Below are 12,055 nucleotides of genomic sequence, written 5' to 3'. Positions count from 1 at the left end.
CATTCCGTTTTCGGCCGTCAAACGCAAGAAAGGGAGCCGAAGCTCCCTGATTGACAGCGCCGCAAATTACAGGCTTTCGGTAAAGGTGCGGGCGATAACGTCGCGCTGCTGTTCCGGCGTCAGGGAATTGAAGCGCACCGCATAACCGGACACGCGGATAGTCAGCTGCGGGTATTTTTCCGGGTGCTTGACCGCGTCTTCCAGGGTTTCGCGACGCAGCACGTTGACGTTCAGGTGCTGACCGCCTTCCACACGCACGGTCGGCTGCATTTCCAGCGGCACTTCACGGTATTCGATCTGGCCCAGGTCGCTCACTGCGACAACCTGATCTTCCGCGTAGTTGGCCTTGGCGCACACGCAGCGGGCTTCCGCTTTTTCATCGTCCAGCAGCCAGAAAGAGTTCACCAGCGCCTGGTCGTTCGCTTTGGTAATTTGAATACCGGTAATCATTATGTTGCCTCCGTACAAGGGCGTAAAAATTCACGTCGTGAGAAAACCCAATCCTGGTTTCGGCCATTTGGTAAAACCATTGTTGTCTTGTTGTTCTGTATACCAGCCTGACCGGGCCAGTTCCTTGATTAAAGTCAATTTTTACCGGGTAGGCGTAGGGCGTGAAGGGGCAAATTTATGTTTTATATCAATTTTACCACCGCGGCAAAAACCAATTATTTTTGTAAATTTTCAAAAATAATTGCATGGCGCGCGGAGGCGAGAAATGAAAAGCGGGTTTCGCTGCGCGAGCCGACACGGTAAGCTATAGCCCATGAATTGCTAAAGAAAACAAAGGAGAGCGTTTATGGCCACCTCCCTCACCTGGCATGACGTGATCGGCAAAGAGAAAGAGCAGCCCTATTTTGTTGAAACGCTCGCCTTTGTTGCCGCTGAACGTCAGGCCGGTAAGACCATTTATCCACCGCAGAAAGACGTGTTCAACGCGTTCCGCTTTACCGAACTGGCGGACGTCAAGGTCGTCATCCTCGGCCAGGATCCGTATCACGGGCCCAATCAGGCGCATGGCCTCTCTTTCTCGGTGCGCCCCGGCGTGCCGGCGCCGCCGTCGCTGGTGAACATGTATAAAGAGCTGGCGACCGACATTCCCGGTTTCGAACGCCCGGATCATGGCTACCTGCAAAGCTGGGCCGAACAGGGGGTGCTGCTGCTCAACACCGTGCTGACGGTAGAGGGCGGCCGCGCGCACTCGCATGCCAATTTGGGCTGGGAAACCTTTACCGATAAGGTGATCGCCGCCCTGAACGAGAACCGCGAAGGCGTGGTGTTCCTGCTGTGGGGCTCGCACGCGCAGAAGAAAGGCAACTTTATCGACCGCAACCGCCACCACGTGCTGAAAGCGCCGCACCCATCGCCGCTTTCCGCCCACCGCGGTTTCCTCGGCTGCCGCCACTTCTCGCAGGCCAATCAGCTGCTGGAGCAGCAAGGGCTCACGCCGATCGACTGGATGCCACGCCTGCTGCAGGCGTAGCACAGAGACAAGAAAGGCACCCTTGGGTGCCTTTCTTTATATCGTTGCCGGAGCGATTACGCCTTGGCCTTGGAGACCGCGACCATCGCAGGGCGCAGCAGGCGGCCGTTCAGCGTATAGCCTTTCTGCATAACCATCATCACGTGGTTCGGCTGGTGATCGGCGGATTCCATCATGCTCATCGCCTGATGCACTTCCGGGTTGAACGGCACGTTGACGTCGCCGACGATTTCGATGCCGTACTTGCGCACCACGTCCAGCAGCGATTTCAATGTCAGCTCGATGCCTTCAATCATTGCGGCCAGTTCCGGATTGTTTTTATCCGCCAGATCCAGCGCGCGCTCCAGGTTGTCGATCACCGGCAGCAGATCGCCGGAGAATTTCTCCAGGGCGAACTTGTGCGCTTTCTCGACGTCCAGTTCGGCGCGGCGACGGATGTTTTCCGCTTCCGCTTTGGCGCGCAGCAGGCTGTCGCGCTCTTGCTGCTGAGCTTCCGCCAGTTGGGCTTCCAGTTCGGCGATACGCGCATCGCGCAGATCGACGCCTTCCGCCGCTTCCGGCAGCGTATCCTCGTGATGAGCGTGTTGTTCCATTTCTTCCGAGACTTGCTCGTTTGGCGTCTTCTGTTCTTTACTACTCATGAATATCTCCGCGTTTTAGCATTAATCTCGCAACTTGGCTTATTATGGGGATCAAAACCGGGGTTTCAAGTCAACCGGTCACAATGTGGGGCATAAACGGGTCCCGGTGAGGAAAATCACAGCAAATGAATAAAAAATTCGCCTGTATTGGCATTGTTGGCCACCCGCGTCACCCTTCAGCGCTGGCAACCCACGAGATGCTGTTCCACTGGCTGGTCGCCCGCGGCTATTCGGTGATGGTCGAACGCCAAATCGCCCATGATTTGGGGCTGAAAGACGCCGTGATCGGCAGCCTGGCGGATATCGGCCAGCGGGCCGACCTGGCAGTGGTGGTCGGCGGCGACGGCAACATGCTCGGCGCCGCGCGCGTGCTGGCGCGCTATGACATCAAGGTGATCGGAGTCAACCGCGGCAACCTCGGCTTCCTCACCGATCTCGATCCCGACAACGCTCTGCAGCAGCTGGCGGACGTGCTGGAAGGCGAGTACATCGACGAACAGCGTTTCCTGTTGGAAACCATCGTGCATAAAGAGCACCAGCAGTGCCGCATCAGCACCGCCATCAACGAGGTGGTGCTGCACCCCGGCAAAGTGGCGCACATGATCGAATTCGAGGTGTACATCGACGATCGTTTCGCCTTCTCACAGCGCTCCGACGGCCTGATCATCGCCACCCCGACCGGCTCCACCGCCTACTCGCTCTCCGCCGGCGGGCCGATCCTCACCCCGTCGCTGGAGGCGATCGCGCTGGTGCCGATGTTCCCGCACACCCTTTCCGCCCGGCCGCTGGTGATCAACGGCGACAGCACCATCCGCCTGAAATTTTCGCAGATCGGCAGCGATCTGGAGATTAGCTGCGACAGCCAGATCGCGCTGCCGATCCAGGAAGGTGAAGAAGTGCTGATCCGCCGCAGCAACTTCCATCTGAACCTGATTCACCCGAAGGACTACAGCTATTTCAACACGTTAAGCACCAAGTTGGGCTGGTCTAAAAAATTGTTCTAAAATCTGCGCCGGCCACTTTACTGTATATAAAACCAGTTTATACTGTATGAAACTACAGTTATGTGTTTATACACAGGAAGGTTCCCATGCTGGCGCAATTAACCATCAGCAACTTTGCTATCGTTCGTGAGTTGGAAATCGATTTTCAACCGGGCATGACGGCGATCACCGGTGAAACCGGCGCCGGCAAATCCATCGCTATCGATGCGCTCGGGCTGTGCCTCGGCAACCGCGCCGACGGCAACGTGGTGCGCCTGGGAGCCGCCCGCGCCGACATCTGCGCCCGCTTCTCGCTGGCGGACACCCCGTCCGCGCGCGAATGGCTGGAGCAGAACCAGCTGGACGACAGCAACGAATGCCTGCTGCGGCGGGTGATCAACGCCGACGGCCGTTCGCGCGGTTTTATCAACGGCACCGCCGTGCCGCTGTCTCAGCTGCGCGAGTTAGGGCAACGCCTGATTCAAATCCACGGTCAACACGCCCATCAGCTGCTGCTCAAGCCGGAGCACCAAAAAGCGCTGCTCGACGCCTACGCCGACGAACCCGCCCTGCTGGCGGCGATGAGCCAAGCCTACCAGCGCTGGCACCAGAGCTGCCGCGAACTGGCGCACCATCAGCAGCAGTCCATCGAACGCGAAGCGCGCAAGCAACTGCTGCAATACCAATTGAAAGAGCTGAACGAATTCGCGCCGCAGGCCGGCGAGTTCGAGCAGACCGACGCCGAGTACAAGCGTCTGGCCAACAGCGGCCAACTGCTGACCCTCAGCCAGCAAACGCTGCAGCTGCTGGCCGACAGCGACGAGAACAACATGCTCAGCCAGCTTTACAGCGCCAAACACCTGCTGCTTGAGCTGGCCGGGCTGGACGATAAGCTCAGCGGTCTGCTGGACATGCTGGAAGAAGCCTCTATCCAGATCAGCGAAGCCAGCGACGAACTGCGCCATTACGCCGATCGCATGGATCTCGATCCCAATCGCCTGCACGAGCTGGAACAGCGCTTGTCGCGTCAAATCAGCCTGGCGCGCAAACACCAGGTCGCGCCGGAAGAGCTGCCGCAGCTGCATCAGCAGTTGCTGGATGAACAGCAGCTGCTGTCTCAGCAGGAAAGCGACCATGAGCACCTGAACGAGGCGGTTACCCTGCATCACCAGCAGGCGCTGGCGCTGGCGGAAGAGCTGCACCAGAAACGCCTGTACTACGCCGCCGAGCTGACCACGCTCATCACCGACAGCATGCAGGCGCTCTCCATGCCGCACGGAAAATTCAACATCGACGTGCGCTTCGAACCGCAGCACCTGAGCGCTGAAGGGGCCAGCCGCACCGAGTTCTGCGTCTCCACCAACCCGGGGCAGCCGCTGCAGCCGCTGGCGAAGGTCGCCTCCGGCGGCGAGCTGTCGCGCATCGCGCTGGCCATTCAGGTGATCACCGCCCGCAAGATGGAAACTCCGGCGCTGATCTTCGATGAGGTGGACGTGGGCATCAGCGGCCCGACCGCCGCCATCGTCGGCCGTCTGCTGCGCCAGCTCGGCGAATCCACCCAGGTGATGTGCGTCACCCACCTGCCGCAGGTGGCCGGATGCGGGCATCAGCACCTGTTCGTCAGCAAGCAGACCGACGGCACGGTCACCGAAACCCAGATGGCGCCGCTGGATAAACGCGCCCGGCTGCAGGAGCTGGCGCGCCTGCTCGGCGGCAGCGAAGTCACCCGCAATACGTTGGCGAACGCCAAAGAACTGCTGGCGGCATAAAAAAGCTCAACTTTTTCACTTTCCTGCGGTCTGACAGTGACGCTGTTGGCCCGAGAAATATCTAAAGTGCGGCGCGGCGGTGATCCAAAGCCATCTCAACAGCCTGAAAAAGGCCAAGCGCTTGAGGTGCTAAAGGAAAGCCAATGCGTCGCAACGTGAAAGATGAAGGGTATAAAGGTTTCCAACTGCCGCAAGGTCTATTATCATCGGCATCCTATGCCCTAAAGGAATGTGATTACTATGCGCTGTAAAACGCTGACTGCCGCCGCTGTAGTTCTTGTGATGCTGACTGCAGGCTGTTCTACTTTTGAAAAGGTGGTTTATCGTCCTGACATCAACCAGGGGAACTACCTGACGTCGACCGACGTGGCGAAAATTCAGAAAGGGATGACCCAACAACAGGTCGCTTACACATTGGGCACCCCAATGCTGCAAGACCCGTTTGGAACGCAAACGTGGTTCTATGTATTCCGTCAGCAGCCTGGCCATGAAGATATCACCCAGCAGACGCTGACGCTGACCTTCGACAGCGCAGGCGTGTTGACCGATATCCAGAACAAACCGGCGCTGACCAAGTAATCGGCGTCGCCCGCTCTTCCGGCCCATGGGGGGGCATGGTGTTCCTCATGACAGTCGCAGGCTGCAACGCGGAAGAGAAAATCAATTTCAGATAAAAAAATAAGGCGCTATAAGCGCCTTATTTTTTTGCCTTTTCTGCCCGTTGCCGGCGCAGCTCTTTCGGATCGGCGATCAGCGGCCGGTAAATCTCCACCCGGTCGCCGTCGTTCAGCGTATCGCCCAGCTTGGCCGGGCGGCTGTAGATGCCGATTTTGTTGCTCTTGAGATCGATATCCTGGCGCAGCTCCAGCAGGCCCGAAGCCTGGATCGCCTGCTCAACGCTGCTGCCCTCGGCCAGCTTCACCTTGCGCAGGTACTGCCGCTCCGGCAAGGCGTACACCACCTCGACCTGGATGTCAGACACTGTAGACCTCTTTCGCCCGCTGGGTGAATGCCTGCACCATGCTGCCCGCCAGCTCTTTGAACACCTTGCCGAACGCCAGCTCAATCAGTTTGTTGGTGAACTCGAAGTCCAGGTGCAGCTCCACCTTGCAGGCCTCTTCGCTCAGCGGTGTGAACTGCCAACCGCCCATCAGCTTGCGGAACGGGCCATCGACCAGCTGCATATTGATGCTCTGGTTATCCAGCAGCGTATTGCGCGTGGTGAAGGTCTTGCTGATACCGGCCTTGGCGACGTCCACCGCGGCGGTCATCTCGTTGGAGGTAGCGTTAAGCACCCGGCTGCCAGTGCAGCCTGGCAGAAAATCGGGATAAGAATGAACATCGTTAACCAACTGATACATCTGCTCGGCGCTGAACGGCACTAATGCAGACCGACTGATCTGGGGCATATCATTTCCTGTAAGACATAAAACGTACAGATAATATCATTTATCTGGCGGCAAACAAAAAATCTGCTACGGGATGAGGGCACCAAAAATGCGAAAAATTGCGCAGGTGCTGAACGGGAAAGGATTTCTTTCGCTGAAGCATCCAGTATAATGAACGCACTATGACAAAGAAAAAAGCACACAAACCCGGTTCCGCCACCATTGCCCAAAACAAGCGCGCGCGTTTCGAATACTTCATTGAAGAAGAATTCGAGGCGGGCCTGTCGCTGCAAGGGTGGGAAGTTAAATCGCTGCGTGCCGGCAAAGCCAACCTCAGCGACAGCTACGTGACGTTCCGTGACGGTGAGGCCTATCTGTTTGGCGCCACCATCACCCCGCTCAACGTGGCTTCGTCGCATGTGGTGTGCGATCCGACGCGTACCCGTAAACTGCTGCTGAACCGACGCGAGCTGGACACCCTGCTCGGCCGCGTCAACCGCGAAGGTTACACCGTGGTGGCCTTGTCCCTGTATTGGAAAAATGCCTGGAGCAAGATCAAGATCGGCGTAGCCAAAGGCAAGAAAGAGCACGACAAACGCGATGACATCAAAGATCGCGAATGGCAGACGGCGAAAGCCCGTATCATGAAGCACGCCAATCGTTAAGCCGCTGGCTTATCGAGGTAAACTTCTGGTATACTGCACAAAGTTACTTGGGGCTGATTCTGGATTCGACGGGATTTGCGAAGCCCTAGGAGCATGCCGAGGGGCGGTTGGCCTCGTAAAAAGCCGCAAAAAAATAGTCGCAAACGACGAAAACTACGCTTTAGCAGCTTAATACCCTGCTTAGAGCCCTCTCTCCCTAGCCTCCGCTCTTAGGACGGGGATCAAGAGAGGTCAAACCCAAAAGAGATCGCGTGGATGTCCTGCCTGGGGCTGAAGCGTTAAACTCAATCAGGCTAGTCTGTCAGTAGCGTGTCCATCCGCAGCTGGCCGGCGAATGTAAAGATTGGACTAAGCATGTAGTGCCGACGGTGTAGTAATTTCGGACGGGGGTTCAAATCCCCCCAGCTCCACCAAATACGTCGCCAGTGAACCAGATAGACCCGGCGATAATAGCGAAAAAGCCCACAACTTCGGTTGCGGGCTTTTTTGTGTCTGTTCATCACCAACGTGTCAAAGATCGTTCCAGTCCGGCAACCTGTTCGCCTTTTTTCGCCAATAGTGGAAAAGCGCCATAAAAAAGCCAAACAGCAGGCCGGCGGCGAGGCTTAATATCAGGGCCTCGTCACCAGTATGTCCCTGATTTTTCCATACCATGAACCACATCAGCACGCCCCATAGCGGGCCAAACCAAATGCCGAAGAACAGCATATTCAGCCAGAAAGGCGCAAACGGCGGCGGTGGCATATTCACGTCCATTCGCCACAGCAAGCGCAAGATTGGCGGCGCATAGTTACTCCGCCACATCTTCTTTTCCTCCATCAGCGCTATCGCCTTATCCCTTTGTTGTTTAAACGTCATCGTTCGCTTCCTTTCAGTGGAAATTACCCTTTGGTGAGATGATACGCGCTTAAGCCCCATTCCCAAATATCCGGCATGCCCGCAGGCATGCCGGCCCCCCTCTCACCGCCCCTCTTTTTCCCCCAGGAAGAAATACCACAGCGGAATGGAAAGTAGCAGGGTGAACACCAGCGTATACAGCAACACCATCAGGCTCTGCATGATCACCATCTGTGCGCTCCAGTCACCGATCGGCAGCTGAAACTGTTCGACGGTGCCGCCGAGGATCGCTCGGCCCATCACGCAACCGACCGCTACCGCCACCGTCGCCACCGCCGCGCGGAACTTGCGCACCTCGGCGCGGCGGGCGGCCGCTTCCGGCGTTTCATCCCGCTGGCCTTGCCGCTGGCCGCGCCAGCGCCATACGTCCACCAGCAGCAACGCCGCGAGGCTCACCCCCATTACCGGCAGGCAATAACCCAGCGCCGCTGCTACCAGCAGCGTGCCGGCGCGCGCAGGCAGGGAAAGCGCCAGCCAGGCGGCAACCAGCGTATGCACCGGATGCTGCGCACCCGCCGCCGGGCGGCGACTCCACCACATGCGGTAACCCAGCACAATCATCAGGCACAGCCCGAGGCCGAACGCCGCCAGCAGCAGCTGATTCGGCAAGCCGAACAGAATGCCCATGTGGGCGTCGATGCCCCAACGGGTCAGCTTGGCGATGAGCGGGAAGGTCTCGAACCGCACCTGATCGACGACGGCGAAGCTTTGCGGCGCGATGGCGACCGCGTCCACCTGCGTCGGCCAGCTGCGATCTACTTCGGTCACCGTCCAGGCTTTGCCCTCGCCTTTCGGCTGGCGCAGCTCGACCTTAGCGGCGTCTATTCCGGCGGCGCGCGCGGCGTGCAGCGCCCGATCCCAGTCGCCATTCAGCGCATTGGTCTGTGCGGCAGGGTTCATCTCCATGCCCGGCATCATACCGCGGTGCTCGGCGTGCGGATCGGCCGGCGTCTGCGGCGCATCGGCCTGCAGGCTAGTGTTGACCTGCGGCGTCAGCCAGCCCAGGTTGGCCCGCAGCGTGTCGATGTTGCCGCCGGCCCACTGCGACCAGGTCAACCCGGTGGCCGAGAAGAACAGCAGCCCGGCCAGCAGCGCCACGCCCAGCGTGATATGCCAATGGCGGCTGGCGGCAAAGCCCCCTTTCGCCCTTTTCAGCTTGCGCTTCGGCCGCGTCGCCAGCCACAGCGCCACGCCGCCCAGGGCGGCCACCCACAGCCAGGAGGCCGCCAGTTCGCTGTAGTTGCGCCCCAGATCGCCAAGCAGCAGGCTGCTGTGCAGCTTATCCAGCCAGGTGCGCAGCGGCAGCACGCCGGAGGTGCCGTACACCGTCATATCCCCCTTGATTGCCAGAGTGTAAGGATCGACAAACAGCGCGCGCGACTCGGAAGCGCCCAGATCGGCACTCGCGAACTGCACACGCGTGGTGTCCGTTGCACCGGGCGCCGGGCGCACGGCGTAAATGCGCGCCTCGTCACCCGCCACACGGCGGGCGGCGGCGATCTGGTCGGCCAGCGGTCTCGCGTGCCCGTGCGGCTCGGTAGACAGTGCATCGCGATACAGCGCCTCTTCAAGCTGCGGGGTCAGCACATACAGCGTGCCGGTCAGTGCGGCGACCAGAATAAAAGGGGCGACCAGCAGGCCGATATAAAAATGCAGCCGTCTGATCAGGTTCAGCATCGCGCCTCTCGGCGATGCGGCAGGTGGAGTTTTGGTTATCGAAGACATGGCCTTTCTCGTTTTTCAAACTGTGCGCGCAGGCAAACCGTCCGCAGCGATACGAACGGCGTTACCCATGATCAAGCAATAAGGAAAAACGGCTGGCCGGGCGGCCCGCGCGGGCTTGGCCGCAGAGCAAGGCGCCGAATGGGCGGGGGGACGATGCGCGGCGCGCAAGGCAGGCGCGCGATGCGCGTCATCAGCCACAGCAGCGGGACGAATACCCACAACAGCAGCGGCACGTGGATCAGCAGCTCGCAGTAGCCGCAGAAAATCATCTCCGCCGAGTCCATGCCGTGGTGGCCGGCATACTCGGCGGCGGGCATCGCCATCCCGTGCATGTCGTGCGGCATGGCGGCGTCCGTTTGCATCATGCCGCCCATCATCTGATGGTGCATCAGCGATTTCGACACCACCGGAGCCACAAACAGCAACAGCACCGCCATAATGGCGATGCAGGCGGTGAAGCGTTGCGGTAGCTGGCGTGGCACTCTCATCGCGGCGGCGAATTAACCCGGTCGGTGGCGAACAAGCGGCCAGTGTAACCCGCGAGGCGCGATAAGGTGAATGAAAAGTCAGGTTTGTCTTACACGGCGGCGGCGATCACAGCACCCGCGAATAGACCCGCGAGGCCTCGCCCCAGGGGTGATAGCCGAGCCCGTTATAAACGAAACCGCTGCGCTCGTAGTATCCTTCCAGATCGGTGCACAGGTGCAGCTGCGGGAAGCCCAGCCGGCGGGTTTCCGCCGCTACATGCTCAATCAGTTTGGCGCCGTAGCCTCGGCCGCGCTGCGTCTCTTCTACGTAGAGCGCGCACAGCCAGGGATACAACTCCCCACGGCTGATAAAGTCGTTGGTGATGAGCCCCGCGCAGCCGAGGATCTGGTCATTTTCCATCAGCAGGTACCACTGCGGCAGCGGGTTGGCAGCGCCGAGGCTGCGGTTGATGGCGTCTTCATACATCATCAGCGTCTCTGCCGTGGCCCAGTGCCGCTGAAAATACGCAATGGCGCGCGGCGCCAGCTCGGGCGCTTGCCGCACCGAAATCATGTCCATCGTCATTCCCGTTATTCATGTTGTCAGCGTAGAATTATGCAGCAATATGCAGGGTATGGCAGCGGCATTCCGCCGCCGTCATTCACCCCAAGGAGTCATCATGACGCAAAATATCTATGACAATCAGGCTTTCTTCGACGGCTATGCGCAGCTCAGCCGCTCGCAGCACGGTCTGGACGGCGCGCCGGAATGGCCCGCCATCCGCCGCATCCTGCCGGATTTACAGGGCAAAAGCGTGGTCGATCTCGGCTGCGGCTACGGCTGGTTCTGCCGCAGCGCCCGCGAACAGGGCGCAGCCAGCGTGCTGGGGCTGGACGTCTCGGAAAAGATGCTGGCCAAGGCGCGGGAGATGACCGCCGACGCGGGCATCGAGTATCGTCGGCAGGATTTGGCGCAGCTGCAGCTGCCTGTGAACCGTTACGATCTGGTCTACAGCTCGCTGACGCTGCACTACCTCGAGGATTTGTCCGCGCTGTTCGCCACGGTGTACGCCGCGCTGAAACCTGGCGGGCAGTTCATCTTCACCGCCGAGCACCCGATCTACACCGCCCCGGCGCAGCAGGGCTGGCTGACCGACGGCAACGGGCAGAAATCCTGGCCGGTCAACGGTTACCAGCGAGAAGGCCAGCGCGTTTCCAACTGGCTGGCGGAAGGCGTCATCAAGCAGCACCGCACGCTTGGCAGCTATATCAACCCGCTGGCGCAGCAAGGGTTTATCATCCAGCATTTGAACGAATGGGGCCCCAGCGCGCAGCAAATCGCCGCTAACCCGGCGCTGGACGAAGAGCAGGAGCGCCCGATGATCTTCATTCTCGCCGCCCGCAAACCCGCCTGATCCTGACCTGATTCACCCGCAGTAAACCGATCACACCACCACAGTTGGGGAGGCCGCCTCCCCCCAATGACGGTTACGCCGGCAGCGACGCCCCGTGCGCCGCGAAGTACGTCAGCGCCTCGCCCTCCATACGATAACGCACCCACTCGCCCTGCGGCTGCGCGCCGATGCTGAGGTAGAAATCGATGGCCGGTTGGTTCCAGTCCAGCACGCTCCACTCCAGGCGGCCGCACTGCCGTTCGCACGCCAGCCGGGCGATGTGCCGCAGCAGCGTTTTACCGGCGCCCGCGCCGCGATGCTTCGGCGCCACGTACAGGTCTTCCAGATAGATGCCGTTTTTACCCAGCCAGGTGGAGTAACTCATAAAGAACACCGCATAACCCGCCGGCTCGCCGTTCACCGTACAAATCAGCGCTTCGGAACAGGCGCCCGGCCCAAACAAGCTGCGTTCGATGTCTTCCACGCTGGCCAGCACCTGCTCGCGCGCCTTTTCGTACACCGCCAGCTCGATAATCATATCCAGAATCAGTTTGGCGTCGCTCTTTTGCGCCGGGTAAATCTCAATGGTCATGGTAAATCCTGGGTGTGTTGATGACTGTGCTTGCCAGCATACCGCGCCTCTCAT

15 protein-coding genes and 1 other RNA gene are annotated in these 12,055 nt (G+C 59.6%); 7 read left to right on the top strand and 9 right to left on the bottom strand.

Annotated features, from left to right (window positions below; all coding sequences use genetic code 11):
• Positions 1-66: 66 nt before the first annotated feature.
• A complete protein-coding gene (gene grcA / locus CRO23_RS05155) occupies positions 67-450 on the bottom strand; it encodes an autonomous glycyl radical cofactor GrcA (protein WP_004929114.1) in 384 nt (127 codons plus the stop codon).
• Positions 451-796: 346 nt separating this feature from the next.
• Here grcA and ung point away from each other — a divergent pair, with 346 nt between their 5' ends.
• Positions 797-1,480 carry a uracil-DNA glycosylase gene (gene ung, locus CRO23_RS05150; RefSeq protein ID WP_097101491.1) on the top strand — a complete coding sequence of 228 codons (684 nt, stop codon included), beginning with the start codon at positions 797-799 and terminating at the stop codon, positions 1,478-1,480.
• A 56-nt stretch (positions 1,481-1,536) separates the two neighbouring features.
• On the opposite strand, the gene grpE is transcribed toward ung, so the two are convergent.
• Entirely contained in the window at positions 1,537-2,121 is a 585-nt protein-coding gene (grpE, locus tag CRO23_RS05145) for a nucleotide exchange factor GrpE (RefSeq protein ID WP_016929801.1), read from the bottom strand.
• A 125-nt stretch (positions 2,122-2,246) separates the two neighbouring features.
• On the opposite strand from grpE, the gene nadK reads away from it, so the two are divergent.
• From nadK to bamE, 3 genes are all read left to right on the top strand, one after another.
• Positions 2,247-3,125 carry an NAD(+) kinase gene (gene nadK, locus CRO23_RS05140; protein ID WP_097101490.1) on the top strand — a complete coding sequence of 293 codons (879 nt, stop codon included), beginning with the start codon at positions 2,247-2,249 and terminating at the stop codon, positions 3,123-3,125.
• 86 nt (positions 3,126-3,211) lie between these two features.
• The gene (recN, locus tag CRO23_RS05135; RefSeq protein WP_097101488.1) at positions 3,212-4,873 is read left to right on the top strand and encodes a DNA repair protein RecN; all 1,662 of its coding nucleotides are present in this window, start codon (positions 3,212-3,214) and stop codon (positions 4,871-4,873) included.
• A 240-nt stretch (positions 4,874-5,113) separates the two neighbouring features.
• Complete coding sequence (bamE, locus tag CRO23_RS05130) at positions 5,114-5,452, top strand: outer membrane protein assembly factor BamE (protein ID WP_004929101.1); 339 nt, start codon at positions 5,114-5,116, stop codon at positions 5,450-5,452.
• Between the two features lie 118 nt (positions 5,453-5,570).
• On the opposite strand, the gene CRO23_RS05125 is transcribed toward bamE, so the two are convergent.
• Positions 5,571-5,855 (bottom strand): RnfH family protein, encoded by a 285-nt coding sequence (locus CRO23_RS05125; RefSeq protein WP_004929098.1) that lies wholly within the window; start codon positions 5,853-5,855, stop codon positions 5,571-5,573.
• On the bottom strand, positions 5,848-6,282 hold the full coding sequence (locus tag CRO23_RS05120; RefSeq protein WP_004929096.1) for a type II toxin-antitoxin system RatA family toxin: 435 nt from the start codon (positions 6,280-6,282) through the stop codon (positions 5,848-5,850). The genes CRO23_RS05125 and CRO23_RS05120 overlap by 8 nt, the downstream gene beginning before the upstream one ends.
• 161 nt (positions 6,283-6,443) lie before the next feature.
• Between CRO23_RS05120 and smpB the strand changes: the two genes are divergently transcribed.
• Together smpB and ssrA are read left to right on the top strand one after the other, a co-directional pair.
• Complete coding sequence (gene smpB / locus CRO23_RS05115; protein WP_004929094.1) at positions 6,444-6,926, top strand: SsrA-binding protein SmpB; 483 nt, start codon at positions 6,444-6,446, stop codon at positions 6,924-6,926.
• 49 nt (positions 6,927-6,975) lie between these two features.
• Positions 6,976-7,339: a transfer-messenger RNA gene (gene ssrA, locus CRO23_RS05110) on the top strand.
• Positions 7,340-7,436: 97 nt separating this feature from the next.
• On the opposite strand, the gene CRO23_RS05105 is transcribed toward ssrA, so the two are convergent.
• From CRO23_RS05105 to CRO23_RS05090, 4 genes are all read right to left on the bottom strand, one after another.
• Positions 7,437-7,784: a DUF6404 family protein gene (locus CRO23_RS05105; RefSeq protein ID WP_016929815.1), complete on the bottom strand. Its 348-nt coding sequence runs from the start codon at positions 7,782-7,784 to the stop codon at positions 7,437-7,439.
• A gap of 102 nt (positions 7,785-7,886) precedes the next feature.
• A complete protein-coding gene (locus CRO23_RS05100) occupies positions 7,887-9,500 on the bottom strand; it encodes a DUF2534 family protein (RefSeq protein WP_097101486.1) in 1,614 nt (537 codons plus the stop codon).
• A 119-nt stretch (positions 9,501-9,619) separates the two neighbouring features.
• Complete coding sequence (locus CRO23_RS05095) at positions 9,620-10,030, bottom strand: DUF2946 domain-containing protein (RefSeq protein WP_033639566.1); 411 nt, start codon at positions 10,028-10,030, stop codon at positions 9,620-9,622.
• Between the two features lie 112 nt (positions 10,031-10,142).
• A complete protein-coding gene (locus CRO23_RS05090; RefSeq protein ID WP_080286908.1) occupies positions 10,143-10,595 on the bottom strand; it encodes a GNAT family N-acetyltransferase in 453 nt (150 codons plus the stop codon).
• 100 nt (positions 10,596-10,695) lie between these two features.
• Here CRO23_RS05090 and CRO23_RS05085 point away from each other — a divergent pair, with 100 nt between their 5' ends.
• Complete coding sequence (locus tag CRO23_RS05085; RefSeq protein WP_079452323.1) at positions 10,696-11,430, top strand: class I SAM-dependent methyltransferase; 735 nt, start codon at positions 10,696-10,698, stop codon at positions 11,428-11,430.
• Between the two features lie 73 nt (positions 11,431-11,503).
• Here the strand turns inward: CRO23_RS05085 and CRO23_RS05080 are convergent, their stop codons facing one another.
• Positions 11,504-12,001 (bottom strand): GNAT family N-acetyltransferase, encoded by a 498-nt coding sequence (locus tag CRO23_RS05080; protein WP_097101485.1) that lies wholly within the window; start codon positions 11,999-12,001, stop codon positions 11,504-11,506.
• Between the last annotated feature and the right edge of the window lie 54 nt (positions 12,002-12,055).

This window comes from Serratia sp. JKS296 (assembly GCF_900215445.1).
In the GTDB taxonomy this organism is placed as follows: domain Bacteria; phylum Pseudomonadota; class Gammaproteobacteria; order Enterobacterales; family Enterobacteriaceae; genus Serratia; species Serratia marcescens.
This window is presented reverse-complemented; position numbering and strand designations above follow the sequence as displayed.